This is a genomic window from Ruegeria sp. BB1, from assembly GCF_056539465.1.
This window is the reverse complement of record NZ_JBQFVB010000001.1, coordinates 853,092-870,007: the sequence shown is the minus strand read 5'-3', so window position 1 is coordinate 870,007 and position 16,916 is coordinate 853,092. Positions and strand designations below refer to the sequence as shown.

General features: G+C 58.0%; 14 protein-coding genes. 4 read left to right on the top strand and 10 right to left on the bottom strand.

All coding sequences use genetic code 11. The features are described from left to right. Positions 1-126: 126 nt before the first annotated feature. Together ACR0AL_RS04365 and ACR0AL_RS04360 are read right to left on the bottom strand one after the other, a co-directional pair. Positions 127-726, bottom strand: a complete 600-nt coding sequence (locus tag ACR0AL_RS04365; RefSeq protein WP_480662082.1) for a nucleotidyltransferase family protein — start codon at positions 724-726, stop codon at positions 127-129. A gap of 31 nt (positions 727-757) precedes the next feature. Then, on the bottom strand, positions 758-3,175 hold the full coding sequence (locus ACR0AL_RS04360) for a GcvT family protein (protein WP_480662080.1): 2,418 nt from the start codon (positions 3,173-3,175) through the stop codon (positions 758-760). A gap of 194 nt (positions 3,176-3,369) precedes the next feature. Between ACR0AL_RS04360 and ACR0AL_RS04355 the strand changes: the two genes are divergently transcribed. Continuing rightward, positions 3,370-4,938 (top strand): ABC transporter substrate-binding protein, encoded by a 1,569-nt coding sequence (locus ACR0AL_RS04355; protein ID WP_480662078.1) that lies wholly within the window; start codon positions 3,370-3,372, stop codon positions 4,936-4,938. Between the two features lie 55 nt (positions 4,939-4,993). Here ACR0AL_RS04355 and ACR0AL_RS04350 read toward each other — a convergent pair whose 3' ends face one another. The 4 genes from ACR0AL_RS04350 to ACR0AL_RS04335 form a co-directional block, all read right to left on the bottom strand. Continuing rightward, a complete protein-coding gene (locus ACR0AL_RS04350; protein ID WP_170348462.1) occupies positions 4,994-6,301 on the bottom strand; it encodes an HlyC/CorC family transporter in 1,308 nt (435 codons plus the stop codon). Positions 6,302-6,364: 63 nt separating this feature from the next. Next, on the bottom strand, positions 6,365-7,318 hold the full coding sequence (locus ACR0AL_RS04345; RefSeq protein ID WP_170374983.1) for a tyrosine recombinase: 954 nt from the start codon (positions 7,316-7,318) through the stop codon (positions 6,365-6,367). Positions 7,319-7,320: 2 nt separating this feature from the next. After that, complete coding sequence (locus ACR0AL_RS04340) at positions 7,321-8,844, bottom strand: hypothetical protein (RefSeq protein WP_170348464.1); 1,524 nt, start codon at positions 8,842-8,844, stop codon at positions 7,321-7,323. After that, the gene (locus tag ACR0AL_RS04335) at positions 8,834-8,983 is read right to left on the bottom strand and encodes a hypothetical protein (RefSeq protein ID WP_170348465.1); all 150 of its coding nucleotides are present in this window, start codon (positions 8,981-8,983) and stop codon (positions 8,834-8,836) included. Before ACR0AL_RS04335 ends, ACR0AL_RS04340 begins: the two co-directional genes overlap by 11 nt. 79 nt (positions 8,984-9,062) lie before the next feature. Between ACR0AL_RS04335 and ACR0AL_RS04330 the strand changes: the two genes are divergently transcribed. Both ACR0AL_RS04330 and aroB read left to right on the top strand, forming a co-directional pair. After that, on the top strand, positions 9,063-9,650 hold the full coding sequence (locus tag ACR0AL_RS04330) for a shikimate kinase (RefSeq protein ID WP_480662076.1): 588 nt from the start codon (positions 9,063-9,065) through the stop codon (positions 9,648-9,650). Beyond that, a complete protein-coding gene (aroB, locus tag ACR0AL_RS04325; RefSeq protein WP_480662074.1) occupies positions 9,650-10,762 on the top strand; it encodes a 3-dehydroquinate synthase in 1,113 nt (370 codons plus the stop codon). The genes ACR0AL_RS04330 and aroB overlap by 1 nt, the downstream gene beginning before the upstream one ends. Here the strand turns inward: aroB and ACR0AL_RS04320 are convergent, their stop codons facing one another. Continuing rightward, positions 10,763-11,833: a site-2 protease family protein gene (locus ACR0AL_RS04320; RefSeq protein ID WP_480662072.1), complete on the bottom strand. Its 1,071-nt coding sequence runs from the start codon at positions 11,831-11,833 to the stop codon at positions 10,763-10,765. A gap of 18 nt (positions 11,834-11,851) precedes the next feature. Next, entirely contained in the window at positions 11,852-12,346 is a 495-nt protein-coding gene (ssb, locus tag ACR0AL_RS04315) for a single-stranded DNA-binding protein (RefSeq protein ID WP_170348469.1), read from the bottom strand. Between the two features lie 206 nt (positions 12,347-12,552). On the opposite strand from ssb, the gene ACR0AL_RS04310 reads away from it, so the two are divergent. Then, positions 12,553-13,131: a lytic transglycosylase domain-containing protein gene (locus ACR0AL_RS04310; RefSeq protein WP_170348470.1), complete on the top strand. Its 579-nt coding sequence runs from the start codon at positions 12,553-12,555 to the stop codon at positions 13,129-13,131. Between the two features lie 127 nt (positions 13,132-13,258). Here the strand turns inward: ACR0AL_RS04310 and ACR0AL_RS04305 are convergent, their stop codons facing one another. Next, positions 13,259-15,346: a dipeptide ABC transporter ATP-binding protein gene (locus tag ACR0AL_RS04305; protein WP_480662070.1), complete on the bottom strand. Its 2,088-nt coding sequence runs from the start codon at positions 15,344-15,346 to the stop codon at positions 13,259-13,261. Between the two features lie 97 nt (positions 15,347-15,443). After that, positions 15,444-16,907, bottom strand: a complete 1,464-nt coding sequence (locus tag ACR0AL_RS04300; protein WP_170348472.1) for an ABC transporter permease — start codon at positions 16,905-16,907, stop codon at positions 15,444-15,446. Positions 16,908-16,916: the final 9 nt, after the last annotated feature.

Below are 16,916 nucleotides of genomic sequence, written 5' to 3'. Positions count from 1 at the left end.
GAATAGCCAGAGTGTCGACAGACATTATTGGCCGCGTTTCCGGGATTGATGAAAAGTGGTAGTCCTGTTTTGGGTACCGGCCCGGTCGTTATCGACCGGGCCGACTTACTTTCAGACCTGTCGATTTTAGATGGTCCGCTTTGCGCGCCATGTCGCCCAATCCGCGGGCGTATCCAAATCCAGCAACGCGTGTTGGCCGGGCAGGGCGTGCAGATGCACCTTGTCCGCATGCGCGCGCACCACGGATTGCGCACCTTCGTCTCCTGTCAGACGGCTGAGCTGATCAAACAGGCTGCGATCAAAGATGACCGGATGACCTGGTTTGCCGTTCTCTGTGGCGCCGCGCCATATCAGGTTGTCCGGGTGGGCCTGGACTGCGGATAGCACTGCAAGCAAATCTTCGGTTGTGATGTCCGGCAAATCTGCCAACAAGATCATTGCGGCTTTGGCCTCGGGTAGCACATGCGCCAGAGCGCCACGCAGGCTGGCATTCATACCTTCGTGGGCATCCGGAATTTCGACCTTTTGCACGTCCAGACCATCAAGCGCTTCGTATCGGGGATGTGGGGCGGGGGGTAATGCGACGATGATTGGTGCGGCTTGCCCGGCAATCAATGCCGCGCGACGTAGCAAGGGTTGGCCGTCGATGATCTGCAACAGCTTGTCCTGGCCGCCCATGCGGCTGGATTGCCCAGCGGCCAATAGAATAATGGGTATTTCTGTCATACCGCCACAATGCCGCCGCAACAGGGCAGAGTCATCCCCGCATACGCGCGCCATCTGGGTCAAATAGTGTTTCCGAGATCACCCGAGCCTTGCGCAACTGACCAAGGATTTCGATTTCAACCTGCAGCCCGTCAGTCACCCGGTCCACGGGCAAGAACCCCATTGCAACCGATCTTTGGGCATGGTGCGAGTATCCGCCAGACGTGCAGAAGCCAACAACCTTACTGTCCAACCAGATCGGTTCATACGCATTCACATCGGCGTCTTCGGCGTCCACTTCAAATGCCACCAATTTGCGCGCCGGTCCCAGCGATCGGTCTTGCTCAGCGGCGGCTCGGCCGATGAAATCAGCGTTTTTCGAGAATGATATGAACCGGTCCAGACCTGTTTCCGCGGCGGTATAGTCAGGCGAGAATTCTCGCATCCACGAGCCAAAGAACTTGTCCAGACGCAGGCTCATCATCGCGCGCATTCCAAACGGCACCATCCCGTGCGGTTGTCCGGCCTGCCATAGAACCCACCAGAGCTGTCTTTGTGCCATCGGATCACAATAAATCTCGTACCCCAGATCGCCGGTATAGCTGACGCGCTGCACGATACAGTCAGTCATACCGACGGTCATACGCCGTACGTCTAGAAAGCGGAGGTCAGAAATTTCCTCTCGAGTACAGGCTGCCAGAACCTGCGTTGCGTTCGGGCCTGCGATCTGAAACCCATTCAACCGGTCGCTGATGTTATCGATTTGTACGCCGTCCTGCTGCTGTGTCAGGAACCAGCGCATGTGGAACGCCTGACTGCCGTATGACGCGGTCAGTTGAAATTCGCCTTCAGTCAGGCACGAAACGGTAAAGTCCCCGATCAGTTTACCCCTGGGTGATAGCATCGGGGTCAGAGACACTCGGCCAGGTTGTGGAATGCGCCCGGCCATAATCCGATCCAGCCACGCGCGGGCCGTAGGGCCGGTAATGCGGTACTTGCCGAAATTGTGGACCTCGTTGATGCCGACACTGTTGCGAACGGCGCGCACTTCGCGCCCAGTCGCGTCAAACGCGTCCGAGCGACGGAATGAGGGAGTTTCATAGCCCGGCTCGTCCCCTTGGGCGAAATAGTTCGGGACTTCCAATCCGTATTGCTGACCCCAGACAGCGCCCAGATCGCTGAAAATATCGTACATCGGGGTTGTTCGGTTCGGGCGCGCGGCGGGCAGTTCCTCATTCGGGTAGGCGACGCTGAAGCGCTTTTGATAATTTTCGATCACTTTCGGGCGGGTGTACCCGGGGCTGATCCAATCTCCGAACCGGGCCACGTCCATCGCAAAGACATCACGTTCCGGTTCGCCCTCGATCATCCATTGCGCTAACGTCAGGCCAACTCCGCCACCCTGGCTGAATCCGGCCATCACGCCGCAGGCCGACCAATAGTTTCGCATGCCCGGTACCGGCCCGACCAGAGGGTTCCCGTCCGGTGCAAAGGTAAACGGTCCGTGGATCACCGATTTCACCCCGGCTTCGGCCAGAACAGGAAAGCGACGATAGGCGAATTCGATACTGTCCGTGATCTTGTCATAGTCGTCTGGCAGCAGTTCATGCCCGAACTCCCACGGGGTGCCGTCGACGGCCCACGGCTTGCAGGGCTGTTCATAGAACCCGATGCACAGCCCGCGCCCTTCTTGCCGCAGATAACTTTCCCCGGCTGGATCCATGACATGCGGGTGTTCTCCGCCAGCGTCGATGATCGCTTCGATCTGCGGGATCGAATCTGTCACCAGATACTGATGTTCCATTGGGTGCAGCGGAAAATAGACACCGGCCATCGCGCCAACCTCGCGCGCCCAGAGGCCACCGGCGTTGACTACATGTTCGGCGTGAATGGTGCCCTTATCGGTGACCACATCCCAAGTGCCGTCGGGGCGCTGGTTGGTCTCGCGCACCATGCAATGCGTTTCGATTGTGGCCCCACCCATCCGAGCTGCCTTGGCATAAGCATGAGTGGTGCCCGATGGGTCCAGATGCCCGTCCAGCGGATCATACAGCGCACCGATGATGCCGTCTGTATTGGTGATGGGCGCGATCTTCTTGATCTCGTCCGGCCCGACGATCTCGGTCTCCAATCCCATGAACCGATGCTTGGCGCGCTCGGCCAGTAACATGTCGAACCGGTCCTGGTTGTCGGCTAAAGTCACGCCACCTACGTGGTGCAAACCGCAAGACATACCGGTGATCTCTTCCAGCTCTTTATACAGGCGGATCGTGTACCCCTGCAGCGCGGCCATGTTGGTGTCACCGTTCAACGTGTGGAACCCGCCCGCCGCGTGCCAGGTTGAGCCGCTGGTGAGTTCTGAGCGTTCCAGCAGCATGACGTCGGACCACCCCAGTTTGGTCAGGTGGTACAGCACGGAACAACCGACGACGCCACCGCCAATAACTGCTACGCGGGTTTCAAGTTTCATGAAGGCCTCCGTCAGTGTTTTTGCCAGTCTGATCAGTGAGGAACAGGATGCAATTCTGAATGCGACAAAACGTGTCGCCGCAGCAAATCGCATCTGCGGAAAACATCCGCTAAAGGGTGTAGCGGTTCTGTTACGGAATCGATCTACCAGGCATCCGGGAAGGACCCTGTGTAACTACTCTGCAAGGACATAAGATGAGCAAGTTTGATCCCCAACCCCAAGCGTTGAGCCGCCGTGAATTCATGGCCAAAGCCGCAGCACTTGGCCTGACAGCCACTGCTGCGAACCTGATCTGGGCCGAGGCCGGTCTGGCCGAGACGCCCAAAAAAGGGGGCCATTTCGTTTTGGGGCTGACGGGCGGTGAAAGCACCAACTCACTGGACCCGGCATTGTCGGCGTCGCATGTGACAGCCAAGGCGCTGCGGGCCTATGGAAACACCCTGACCGTGGTGACTACTGATGGTGGGATCGCACCCAGCCTGGCGGAAAGCTGGGAAGCGAATGAGGACGGTAAGGTCTGGACTTTCCTGATCCGCAAAGGCGTCGAATTCCACAATGGCAAGACACTGACGCCTGAAGATGTACAGCAGACCCTGGCGCGCCACTCGAACGAAGATTCGCAGTCGGGTGCTTTGGGCATCATGCGCGGGATCGAGGATGTGCGGGTCGACGGTGACTATGTGGTGATCAAGCTGACCACACCCAACGCAGACCTGCCGTATCTGATGTCGGATTATCACCTGGTCATGCAGCCGGGTGGCGGGATCGATAACCCCGGCGAGGGGGTTTCGACCGGTGCTTACAAGGTGACCGCAGATGAACCTGGAGTGCGCTATGCGTTCGAGAAGTTCGCCAACCACTGGGATGAAAGCGTTGGCCATTATGACAGCCATGAGATCCTTGTTCTGAACGATGACACTGCACGTTCGGCAGCATTGCAGGCCGGTCAGGTACACGCCATTAACGTGGTGCCACCGCGTACCGCCAAGCTGTTTGGCCGCGCGCCGGGTGTCACCATCAACGCGACCTCGGGCCGGGGGCATTACATCTTTGTCATGCACACCGACACCGCACCGTTTGACAACAAAGACCTGCGTCTGGCGCTGAAATATGCCATCAATCGCGAGGAGCTGGTCGACAAGGTTCTGCGCGGTTTTGGCTCGGTCGGGAACGATATTCCGATCAACGAAGCCTATCCGCTGTTCGATGCGTCGATGGAGCAGCGCCAGTTCGATCTGGCCAAGGCAGCTGAGCATTACAAAGCGTCGGGTCATGACGGCTCGCCCATCGTTCTGCATGTGTCTGACGCCGCGTTTGCCGGTGCACTTGACGCGGCGCAATTGTTCCAGCTGTCGGCAAAAGCGGCTGGTATCCCGCTTGAGATTCAGCGTGAGCCGGCGGACGGCTACTGGTCGGAAGTGTGGAACAACAAACCGTTCTGTGCATCCTACTGGGGTGGGCGTCCGGTGCAGGATCAGATGTGGTCGGTTGGCTATCTGTCGACCGCAGACTGGAACGACACCAACTTTAAGAACGAAGAGTTCGACGCGCTGGTATTGAAAGCCCGTGCCGAGTTGGACACCGCTAAACGCAAAGACATCTACGCCCAGATGGCGCGCATCGTCTGGGAAGAGGGCGGTCTGATCAACCCGATGTTCAATCAGTTCATCGACGGATATTCGGACAAGGTGACGGGTTGGTCCGCACATGCGAACGGTGACCTGATGGATGGCTATGTCGCTAGCCGTACCTGGTTCGCGTAACCCCGGAAATGAAACCGGCGCCCGATGGTGGGCGCCGGTTTTTTCTTTAGCCGAGTTACAGCGGTCGGATTTTCAACTCGGTCACCCGGTTGCCGTCCTTCGCGGTGACTTCGAACCGAAACCCGTGGAATGAGAAGACCTGACCTACTACCGGGATCATCTGTGCCTCATGTATGACAAGCCCGGCGACTGTATTCGCCTCATCATCTGGCAATGACCAGTCCATCGCGCGGTTTGCGTCGCGGATCGTCATTGCGCCTTCGACCAGATACTGCCCGTCTTCAGTGCGGGTCACCGGAACGTCTTCTTCGATATCGAACTCGTCGGCGATTTCCCCCACGATTTCTTCCAGGATATCTTCCAGCGTGATCAAACCGCGCAATGATCCGTATTCGTCGACCACCAGTGCAAAATGGCTGTGCATCCGCAGGAATTCCCGCATTTGGTCGTCCAGCGTCGTGGTTTCCGGCACAAAGTACGGGTCGTTTGCCACTTTGGAGATATCGAATTCTTTTAGCCGGTTGGTGTCACTTTCACTGGCACCTGCATGGGCATACATGGCGCGGAATAGGTCCTTGGCGTGCACGACACCCACGATGTTTTCGGGCTCATCCCGGAAGACGGGCAGACGGGTGTGCGGGCTTTTCAGACATTGTTGCAGAATGGCCTCGGGCGCGTCGTCGGCATCGATCATCTCGATGTTCGAGCGGTGAAGCATGATCTCTTCCACCGTCCGATCACCCAGATCCAGCGCGCCAAGGATGCGGTCGCGGTCTTCTTTTTCTACCACACCTTCGGAATGGCCCAGCTGCAGCGCGCCCGCGATCTCTTCACGTACGGCAAGAATGTTGCTGTCCGGGTCGATCCGAACACCGAACAAGCGCAAGACACCGCGCACCAGCAGGCGTACGGCTGCGACCATGGGCGAGAAAACCGTCACCACAATACTGATGATCGGCGCGACCAATGCTGCCGCTTTTTCCGCGTTGGTAATGGCATAGGTCTTGGGCAGAACTTCGGCGAAAACCAGTACCAGCAAAGTCATGACAAGCGTTGCCAGCGCCACGCCGCTTTCGCCAAACAACCGGGTGAACAAGGCCGTGGCCAGCGAGGCGGCAAGGATATTCACAAGGTTATTGCCCAGCAGGACCGAGCCGATCAGCCGTTCATTGTCATCGGTGATGTCCAGCGCCTTTTGCGCCCCGCGTGAGCCTTTGTCGGCCTGCGCCCGCAACTTGCCGCGTGACGATGCGGTCAATGCCGTTTCAGAACCCGAGAAAAAGCCCGACAGGACGAGCAAAAGCAGAATGGCGCCTGTGGTAAACCAGAATGCGCCGTCGATCAGAGAAGAAGAGGGTTCCATTGGTCCTTGGTTGTTGGTGTTGCTGCATCCGTTATGGGGGCGCGCCCCCTGCGGATCAAGGGGTTAGCCCTTGTTGTCGGGGTCTTTCGCCAGTGGGTGATGCTCTAACACCAGCTCGGCCAGACGTTCGTCGAGAACATGAGTGTAAATCTCGGTAGTCGCCACATCCGCGTGCCCCAGCAGGGTCTGGATCGACCGCAAATCGGCACCGTTGGCCAGTAGATGCGTCGCAAATGCGTGGCGCAGCGTGTGCGGCGTGACTTTTTCCGGTGACACGCCGCCCTGAACGGCCAATTCCTTGACCAGCAGAAAGAACATATGCCGAGTTAGATGCCCGGATTTGCCGCGTGAGGGGAACAGGAACTTGGATCGCTGGCCGCCATCGGCAACCACTTGATCCTCGGCTTCATCCCGCACCTTTAGCCAGACCGCCAATGCGTCACGTGCAGGTGGAGATAGGGGTACCATCCGCTCTTTTCCGCCTTTGCCCAGCACCAGCAACATGCGCGGATCGCCGCGGGCTGACGACACAGGTAATGAGACCAGTTCGGTCACCCGCATACCGGTGGCATAGAGAACTTCCATCAGGCAGGTATTCCGCACCCGGTCGGCCTTAGTGCGCCCGGTCTGGCGGGCAGCTTGCAGCAGCCGGTCCACCTCGGGTACGTCCAGCGTTTTGGGCAGGCGTTTTTGGCGTCCGGGCCCTTTGATCTGAATGGCGGGGTTGGTGTCGCGCCAGCCTTCCTCGAACGCGAAACGGTAGATTTGTTTGATCGCTGACAATCGTCGGGCACGGGTGGACTGCGCCAGACCTTGGGTGTCGCAGTCGATCAGATATGCCTCGATCTGATCCCGCTCTGCCTCGGCAAAGTTGGTTTTGCGGCGCTGCAGCCAGGCGGCGAAATCCTTTAGGTCGCGGCCATAGGCCAACAGGGTATTGTTGGCTGCCCCAAGCTCGGCCGCCTGCGCTTGCAGGAAGGAGGAAATCCAAAGCTCAGAAGTTGCCGGGGACGCCATGATCATGTGCCCTGCAGGATCAAAAGGTTCAGGGCCGCACGCCGCGCCGTATCCTCAAGGCCCACCTGGCGTAGGGTCGCAATGGCAGCCGTCAGATCGACCAGATTGCCCCTGGCGCCATGAGCAAACATTTCCATCGTTTCAAGAATAGCTTCGCCCAGCTGGTTGTTGTTCAGCATCGCCTGAATGTCCGATGGGATCGGCGCCGCCCAGGCAAAGCCTTGAGCCACCGCATCGGCCAAAGGTGAAGGGCTGCGCGCACGCCCCGGATCACCTTGCGCCAAAGCGGTTAGAAAAAGCGCATCTTCTGATTTGTCCGGCGGAGACTCGGCTGCGGTTTCATAGAGATCGGACAGCAGCAGGATACGCCACCGCAGGTTTTCGGCTTTGTCATCCGGCAGAGAGACTTGTGACAGGCGACCAGCAAATAAATCGGCGAAGGGAACCTCAAGCCCGACACTGCGCATCTGTTCCCACACAAGGGGCAATGCCATGGCGATGGCTTCGGGTTTACCAGTTTCCAGCGCGTTTTCGAATTTCTGAATGGCTGACACCCGGTCCCAGACCGCACCCGACGCCGCCGGGGCACGCTCGGTATACAAGCCCAATAGCTGGTTAGGGGTCAGCGCGCCAATCCGCGTCAGGCGTTCGGCCGCTTCGATCTGGGCTTTCCAGCCCGCCACATCGCGCAGGTCAGCGTTGGCAAAAGCCCGCGGCAGAGGGGCCGAGGGCAAACGTTCGCCAATCGCTTCAAACAATCGAAAAGTCAGCGGATCGGGATTGTCGGGCTGGGGAAGGTAATCGGCATCCTCAAACAGCTCGGGGCTCAGGAAGCGGTCCAGCACATCCAGATCCTCGGGGGGCAAGACTTGCAGCGCATGGGCCGCCTCAAGCGTTAGCGCGGCAGAGTTCCAATCGCCTCGGCGCGCCTTGCAAAAAATCTGGGCTGCATAATCCAGCGATAGGTGCGGTTGCGCGATGAGCGCTGTGCAGCTGCGATCCTCATCCCCGGTCAGTAGCGTTGCATCGAACCAACGCTGAAACCGCGCGCGGCTGTCGGTGGGTCCGGCCAGTTGCACCAGCGATTGCGTCGGATCGGCGGCGCCCAGCTGCATCAAGCGGTCGAGGCGAGCTAACAAGAGGGTTTCCTCCGCACTCGGCCCGGCAGGGGCCCGCGCTTCGGACAATAGCAGCGTGAATAACAGCCGCTGCATTGCTGGGTTGTACTTAACAGGAACCCGAGCGATCAGCTGCGCCAACCGTTCGGGATCACTGTTCTGCCATAGGCTCACAGGCAGGCCCGTTACAGAGGACGACACCAACCCCAGCGGTTGCGACAGCGCCTCAAGCGGTGTGACTTCGATATCTGGCCGCACACCGGTCTGTGTCACGGGCGGTTCCAGCAAAACGGTTCCCGGCAGGTTTTCTGGCGGGTTGCTCAACCAATCAATGACAGAAAGAGGTTCCTGCTGCGCTTGCGCCGAACCGGCCAAACACAGTGCGAACACTGCGGCCTTATTCGACATTCAGGATTACCGGCTCTCGTATCTCGTCTTGCGGCGCCGAGAAATCCGCACCGAAAAACGGCCCAAGATAGGCATATGCCACCAGCCCGATAAAACCCAGGCAAATCAGATATAACAGGAACTTGATTAGACGGCCCATTGCTCAACGCTGCCCCAATTTTCTCTTTTGTCATAGTTATAGCTAGCATTTTTCCTAAGATCACGTCATTCACAGTGAAATGAGCGAAATTAAGCATAACACCCACAGCTCGGACACAGATGCGGGCTTTGCACTGCACAAAACGGTTGTACTTGTAGGCATGATGGGGGCGGGAAAGACGGCGGTGGGCCGTGCGCTGGCCGCGCGGCTGGGCGTTCCCTTTCTCGACAGCGACGCCGAGATCGAATCGGCAGCCAATATGACCATCCCCGAGATTTTCGAACGTGACGGAGAACCGTTTTTCCGCGCTAAGGAATCTCAGATTATCGGGCGTTTGCTGGATGAGGAAAAAGGCATCCTATCGACCGGTGGCGGCGCGTTTCTGGCGGAACAGAACCGCACAATGATCACGGAACGCGGGGTCTCGGTCTGGCTGCGGGCCGAACTCGAGGTTTTGTGGAATCGCGTCAAACACAAAGACACGCGCCCCTTGCTGCGTACCTCTGATCCTTATGCGACTTTGCGCGGCTTGTATGAACAGCGTGTCCCGGTTTATGCGAAGGCGGATTTGATCGCCGAGTCCGACGGCGAGACCTCGATCGAGAATATGGTGAACCGGGTGGTGGATGCGCTGGCAACACGCCCCGATGTTTTGGAACGGAAGTAATGCATCAAACCGTACATGTAGAGCTGGGCGAGCGCTCGTATGATGTAGAAATCGGCCCGGAATTGCTGGCTCAGGCCGGTACACGGATCGCACCGTTGTTGCACCGGCCCAAAGTGGCGGTTGTGACGGACGAGAACGTGGGCGCGCTGCATCTGGACGCTTTGCGTGACGGTTTAGCCCACGCCGGGATCGAGATGACGTCGCTGACTTTGCCCGCTGGTGAAGCGACCAAAAGCTGGCCGCATTTCGAACGCACTGTAGAGTGGTTGCTGGCTGAGAAAATTGAACGCCGCGACGTCGTCGTTGCCTTTGGTGGCGGTGTGATTGGCGATCTGGTGGGGTTCGCCGCTGCGGCTTTGCGACGCGGAGTACGGTTTGTGCAAATCCCGACCTCGCTGCTGGCGCAGGTCGACAGTTCGGTGGGGGGCAAAACCGGGATCAACGCGCCGCAGGGCAAAAATTTGATCGGGGCATTCCATCAGCCGTCGCTGGTGCTGGCAGATACTTCGGTGTTGGGGACGATGACCCCGCGCGATTTCTTGTCAGGCTATGGCGAGGTGGTGAAGTACGGCCTGCTGGGAGACGCAGCGTTCTTTGAGTGGCTGGAAACCAACGGAACGGATGTCTCAGGCGGTGATATGGCCGCACGGGTGCGGGCCGTAACCCGTTCGGTGCAGATGAAGGCCGATATCGTGGCGCGGGATGAGACTGAGCAGGGCGACCGCGCGTTGCTGAACCTTGGTCATACCTTCTGTCACGCGCTTGAGGCTGCCACTGGTTATTCCGACCGTCTGCTGCATGGCGAGGGCGTCGCCATTGGCTGCGCGCTGGCGTTCGAACTGTCGGCGCGCCTGGGTCTGTGTTCACAGGAAGACCCCAGCCGCGTGCGGGCACATTTGCGCGCTATGGGCATGAAAACCGATCTGAATGACATCCCCGGCGACCTGCCTGGGGCCGAAGCCTTGGTCGATCTGATGGCGCAGGACAAAAAGGTCATCGACGGTCAATTGCGGTTCATCCTGGCACGTCGGATCGGTGAAGCTTTCGTGACATCGGACGTCCCGCGTGAGGCGGTGATATCCGTGCTGGAAGACGCCCTGGCGACGGCCTGATCAGCGCCCCCGGATCACCATCAACTCACCAATGTTTTCCCGGGTGATATAGCCGACCATTTTACCAGTCTGCGTGCAGACGGCGATAGCCGGTGCGCCCTTGTGGAGCGTTTCCAGAACCATCTCAAGCCCGCTGGTCAGTTGCACCCTTGGGATATTGGTTTCCATGACCGACGTGGCGGGGTCGGACCGCGGAGTTTCCCCGGCTAGGGCTGCAAAAAGACGACCGCGGGTGACAAACCCAAGCAATGCACCTTCATCATCCAAAACGGGAAATTCGTGCTGCGTCGTGTGTATGACTGCCTGCGCTGCCGTCGCCAGCGTATCGGACGGGGACAAAGCGTGGAATTCAGTGATCATCGCATCACGCGCCAGAACCCGCCGCGCGACCGAACGCATGGCCACGTCCTGACTTTCGGAATTGGCGGCGACAAAAACGAAAACCGCAATCAGGACCAGAATGGCGTTGCCGGTACTCAGCCCCCAAAAGCCAAAGGCGACAGCCACGATCTGTCCTGCGATTGCCGCGATCTTGGTTGCCTTCACCCGATCCATTTTGAGACATAACAAGGCGCGGAACACCCGCCCGCCGTCCATTGGGAAAGCTGGTATCATATTGAAGGCGGCCAGCAGCAAATTCACATATGCCAGACGGTTCAACAGACCCGGAACAGTGGTGTCGATCTGCGCCATTGTCTCAAGTGGCATACCGGCCCCCAGCGCGACCAGAATGATCCAGATGACGATATTCACCGCCGGACCGGCAAGGGCCACCCAAACCTCTTGCATCGGCTTTTCGGGCATCCGTTCCAACCGCGCCAGACCGCCAATTGGCAGCAAGGTTATGTCTGGGGTTTTGATGCCGTATCGCCGTGCCATCAGCGCATGGCCGAATTCATGCGCGACGACGCAGGCAAACAAAGCCAGCACAAAGATCAGGTTTTCGATGGCGGCTGGCAGCCCGCCGCGGGAATAGGCGGCGAAACCGACCCAAGCCAGCAGCAGGAAAAAGGTGACATGGACCCTCAACTCGGACCCCAGAAACCGGCCGAGTGAGAAGGACCATGTCATGATTTGCCTCCGCTACGCTTAGAACGGAATCTCGTCGTCGTCGATTCCACCGGATGCCGGGGCAGGGGCGCTGGACGGTGCGCCATAAGGATCGCCGTATCCACCCCCGGCCTGACCGCCGCCGTAACCGCCCGATTGGCCGCCACCGCCGCCGCCTTCGCCGCGGCCATCCAACATCACAAGGGTAGAGCCAAAGCCCTGTAGAACAACCTCGGTCGAATACCGATCCTGTCCGGATTGATCCTGCCATTTGCGGGTCTGCAGTTGGCCTTCAAGATAAACCTTAGACCCTTTGCGCAGGTATTGCTCGGCCACACGGACAAGCCCCTCGTTGAAGATCGCGACCGAGTGCCACTCGGTACGTTCGCGACGCTCACCTGTGTTGCGGTCTTTCCAGGTCTCGGATGTTGCGATGCGCAGATTGCAAACCTTGCCACCGTTCTGGAATGTCCGGACTTCGGGATCGCGGCCAAGATTTCCGACCAGAATGACCTTGTTGACTGAACCCGCCATGTATTTCCCCGTTTTGAATTGACGTATGCGCGCCGAATCTGGCGCAGTGTTTCCCAGCGACCCTATACGGCCTGCGTCTTGGTTGAAACACAGTTACTGCATGCAACACTGAGCAAGAAATTACTCAGGTTCGGTTAACCATGCTTTCATTATAAACTGAGATATCTATACTCCATAAGGTTCCTGACTAAGCGAGATTGGCTTTAATGCGTTTTCTGGTTGGTTGTTTTGTTGGTTTATGTGTTGCTCTGGTCTCGGTTCCGGTGGCCGCGCAAACGTTGTCGACCAAAAGCCGGAAGGACATTTTCCTTAAACAATCCAAGATTTTGGACACGCGCGCCGCAACCCAGTATCGGGATTCCGAACGGCTTAAACCCAAGACTGCTCAACCGAAGTTTAACAAACGCTATACCGGGAAGTATCGCGGTCAGTATATGACACTGGCGCGTCAGGCGGCACGCAAACATAACGTCCCGGAAGAGCTTTTCCTGCGCTTGGTTCAACAAGAAAGCGGTTGGAATCCACGTGCAGTATCACACAAAGGCGCTTTGGGACTGGCACAGTTGATGCCCGGTACAGCGCAGCTTTTGGGTGTGAATCCGCATGATCCACAGCAAAATCTGGAAGGTGGCGCGCGGTATCTATCCTGGCAATACCGCAAGTTCAAATCGTGGCGTCTGGCGCTGGCGGCCTACAATGCCGGACCTCAGGCGGTTGAGAAACATGGCGGCGTACCACCTTACAAGGAAACCCAGAACTACGTGAAGGTTATCTGGGGCGGTTGAGCTAAATTCGATGCTTAGGTCTCTTTTGACCAGGTACATTTAGCTAAAATGCTTATGAGAAAATTTGTTCAAGTAATGCCAAAGGGCGCCGATCAGAAACCGACGCCCTTTGCACCAATTTTGAAGCCTATTCCGCGGCGATTTTGATGACCGGCTCCATACGGGCCAGAATATCTTCGGCCAGATGACATTTCACCTGATGACCATCGGCCAGAGTTTTCACTGGCGGTACGTCGCGTTCACACAACCCGCCCGGAACTTCGGATTTCCAACGGCACCGGGTCTGGAACGGGCAACCCGGCGGAGGATTCATGGCCGACGGGATATCGCCCTCAAGTACGATGTGCTGCTTCTCGATTGAGGTATCGGCAATAGGCACCGCGCTCAGCAAAGCCTCGGTATAGGGATGGTAGGGCGGGGCAAAGACCTGATCAGTGGTGCCCAGTTCGACCACATGGCCAAGATACATCACCATCACCCGGTCGCTGAGGTAACGCACAATGGACAGGTCGTGGCTGATGAACAGCAGCGTGGTTTTATGCTCGCGCTGAATCTCCATCAACAGATCAGTCACCGCCGCCTGAACGGACACATCCAGGGCCGAGACCGGCTCATCCGCCACCACAATGCGAGCGTCCCCTGCAAAGGCGCGGGCGATACCGACACGTTGCTTCTGTCCGCCCGACAACTGGCGCGGCATTCGATCCGCAAAGGCGCGGGGTAGCTTCACCAGGTCCAGCAGTTCCAGCATACGTTGCTTACGTTCAGCCTCGGAATTGCCGACGCCAAAGATTTCCAACGCACGAATGATCTGACGACCCACAGTCATCGATGGGTTCAGCGTATCGAACGGGTTCTGGAACACCATCTGAACCTCGCCCACGGTCTTGGTGTCGCGCTCCTCAATCGGGACAGCTTCGATATTGCGGTTGTCCAGCAGGATCTGACCGTCGGTGGCCGTTTCCAGCCCCATCAACACCTTGGCGAAGGTGGACTTGCCGCAACCGGATTCACCCACAATGGCCAGTGTCTCGGACTCGTGGGCCTCGAAGCTCAACGTTTCATTGGCTTTTACAACTTTGGTCTCTCCACCCCCGAACAGGGCATTTGCGGCCACCTCATAGTATTTCTTGAGATTGTCCATCTTCAGAATTGTGCGCCCGATTTCGCCCTTTTCCTTCTGTTCAGCCACGGTGATCGGTGCGTTCCAATCGATTTCCTGGAACTTCAGACAGCGCGTGTGGTGCCGATCATTGCCCGGTACCGGCTCCATCAGAATGTTTTGCGCGTCACAACGGCCTTCCTCAAAATAGTCGCAGCGCGGACCAAAGTTACAGCCCGGCGGGCGTTCATGCGGCAGAGGGAAGTTCCCCGGAATGGCCACCAGCGGGCGTGCGTTCTTGTCAGCGCCGGGCAAGGGGATCGAGCGGAACAGCGCCTGCGTGTAAGGATGCTGCATCTCGTCGAACACATCATGAATCGAGCCACGCTCGACCGCTTCACCCGAATACATCACGCACAGCCTGTCACAGGTCTCAAGCACTAGACCCAGATTGTGCGAGATGAAAAGCATCGAGGTGCCGTATTTCTTTCCTAGATCCTTGACCAACTCTACCACGGCGGCCTCAACCGTCACATCCAACGCGGTGGTTGGTTCGTCCAGGATCAGCAGCGCTGGTTTTGACATCAACGCCATGGCGATGACGATCCGCTGCTGTTGACCACCCGACAACTGATGGGGGAAGGAATTCAGCATACGCTCAGGGTCGGGCAAGCGTACATCGGTGACCACCTCAAGCGCGCGGGCATAGGCCTCTTCTGCGCCGACGCCTTCGTGGATCATGGGCACTTCCATCAGCTGCTTGCCGATCTTCATCGCCGGGTTCAGCGAGGCCATCGGCTCCTGATAGATCATCGCGATCTCATTGCCACGAATGTCGCGCAACTCGTCCGAGGTCATCTCGGACAGATCACGCCCCTTGAACTTGATGGTGCCGCCGACGATCCGACCGTTTTTGCCCAAGTCCTGCATGACACCCAATGCCACTGTGGATTTGCCGCATCCTGACTCACCGACCAATCCTACAGCTTCACCCGGTTGCACACTGACCGAGAAATCCATCACGGCCGGAATTTCCCGCAGACGGGTAAAGAAGGAAATCGACAGCTTATCGATCTCGAGGATCGGGCCGTCATAATCCGCCAGTTTGTTCATCGTTTCCTACTCCCTGATGAAATCGATCAAGCGACCATTTTCATCTTTTCGAAAATACTTCGGGGGTCCGGGGGCAGGGCCCCCGGCCTCGATCACATCAGTCCTTCAGACTTTCCTCACGCAGGCCGTCCGCCAGCAGGTTCAATCCAAGAACCAGTGACAACAGGGCCAGCGCAGGCGGAAGGGCAGGGTGCAGATAGATCGACAACAGCTTGCGCCCCTCGTTGATCGTCGAACCCCAGTCTGGGCTTTCCGGTGGCAGCCCCAGCCCGAAGAAACCCAAGGTTCCCAAAAGGATGGTGGTGTAGCCAATCCGCAGGCAGAAATCGACAATCAGCGGACCGCGCGCGTTTGGCAGAATTTCCCACAGCATGATGTACCATGGACCTTCTCCACGGGTTTGCGCCGCCGCCACATAGTCTCGCGTCTTAATGTCCAACGCCAAACCACGCACGATGCGGAACACGGTGGGTGAATTCACGAACACAACGGATACGAACACCACCAGGATGCCGCCAGGAATATCGAACAGGTCCAGATAAGTCGGCAGTCCCCAGATGCGATAGCTATCGGTATTGATGATGTAACCACCGGTCGAGATCAGCGACAGGTAGAACCAGATCGCAACGCCCAAAACCCCGATCAGCAGCGGTGTGCGGAAATTCGGTCGCGTGTAATAGCGTGAATTCAGCAGAACGCCTATGAATAGGATCGGAAAGACGAACAACACAGCAGCCATATAGTTCGGCACGCCCGTCGCTACGATTTCCGGTGTCACCAGCAGGTAGAACAGCAAGATCACCGGGAAGGCCAGGATAAGGTTGGCCAGGAAGGACAGGAACGTATCCAACCGACCGCCATAGTACCCCGCGGGCAGACCCAGAGTGATCCCGACCATAAAGGCAAACAACGTTGCCAGCGGCGCAATCTGCACCACGATCCAGGCACCTTTGACCATGCGGCTGAAGACGTCGCGGGCAAGGTTGTCACCCCCCAACAGATACCAGGTGTATTCCCCCTCTTCCGGGCTGGGCAGAGGTGTTCCGGGAACTTTGTTTTTCATCCCAGAAATCTGTGACAGCGGGTCATGGGTAACGATCAGGTCCAATGCCCCAAAGATGCCGGTGAAAACCCAGAACATCACAAGGCCGAAGCCGATCATGCCGATGGGGCTGTCGAACAGTTTGCCATAAAGGCCCAGACGCCGCTTAAACGCGATCGACATGGCGTACAGGATGATCAGCGACAGCCAGACAGGTAGAAACTGCTGTGAGATCGCACCGATGATCCCCGCGCTGGTACCCAACACGATGCCCAGCACGATATAGGCCACGGCAAGCGCGACACAGGCAGCAAAGCTGTAGCGCAGCGCCTTTTGCGTCAACCCACGCATGCCCGATCCTGAGCTGAGCGTGCCGTCCAGATTCACACTCATCGGCGCCTCGGGCAGTACGATACTGCCAACTATCCAAGTCACGATGGAGACCAGAAGGGCTGCGATTGCGATCATCAGCAGCGGGTTCAGGAAGGCGATAGAGCCGGTCCAGGTAAGTGGTTCCATGTTCTAACC

Bases quoted from the DNA above. Each gene is read 5' to 3' on its own strand.
- ACR0AL_RS04360 (WP_480662080.1), bottom strand. From the start codon at position 3,175: ATGAAACTTGAAACCCGCGTAGCAGTTATTGGCGGTGGCGTCGTCGGT.
- ACR0AL_RS04335 (WP_170348465.1), bottom strand. From the start codon at position 8,983: ATGGGCCGTCTAATCAAGTTCCTGTTATATCTGATTTGCCTGGGTTTT.
- ACR0AL_RS04320 (WP_480662072.1), bottom strand. From the start codon at position 11,833: ATGACATGGTCCTTCTCACTCGGCCGGTTTCTGGGGTCCGAGTTGAGG.
- ACR0AL_RS04365 (WP_480662082.1), bottom strand. From the start codon at position 726: ATGACAGAAATACCCATTATTCTATTGGCCGCTGGGCAATCCAGCCGC.
- ACR0AL_RS04310 (WP_170348470.1), top strand. From the start codon at position 12,553: ATGCGTTTTCTGGTTGGTTGTTTTGTTGGTTTATGTGTTGCTCTGGTC.
- ACR0AL_RS04340 (WP_170348464.1), bottom strand. From the start codon at position 8,844: ATGTCGAATAAGGCCGCAGTGTTCGCACTGTGTTTGGCCGGTTCGGCG.
- ACR0AL_RS04300 (WP_170348472.1), bottom strand. From the start codon at position 16,907: ATGGAACCACTTACCTGGACCGGCTCTATCGCCTTCCTGAACCCGCTG.
- aroB (WP_480662074.1), top strand. From the start codon at position 9,650: ATGCATCAAACCGTACATGTAGAGCTGGGCGAGCGCTCGTATGATGTA.
- ACR0AL_RS04355 (WP_480662078.1), top strand. From the start codon at position 3,370: ATGAGCAAGTTTGATCCCCAACCCCAAGCGTTGAGCCGCCGTGAATTC.
- ACR0AL_RS04330 (WP_480662076.1), top strand. From the start codon at position 9,063: ATGAGCGAAATTAAGCATAACACCCACAGCTCGGACACAGATGCGGGC.
- ACR0AL_RS04305 (WP_480662070.1), bottom strand. From the start codon at position 15,346: ATGAACAAACTGGCGGATTATGACGGCCCGATCCTCGAGATCGATAAG.
- ACR0AL_RS04350 (WP_170348462.1), bottom strand. From the start codon at position 6,301: ATGGAACCCTCTTCTTCTCTGATCGACGGCGCATTCTGGTTTACCACA.
- ssb (WP_170348469.1), bottom strand. From the start codon at position 12,346: ATGGCGGGTTCAGTCAACAAGGTCATTCTGGTCGGAAATCTTGGCCGC.
- ACR0AL_RS04345 (WP_170374983.1), bottom strand. From the start codon at position 7,318: ATGGCGTCCCCGGCAACTTCTGAGCTTTGGATTTCCTCCTTCCTGCAA.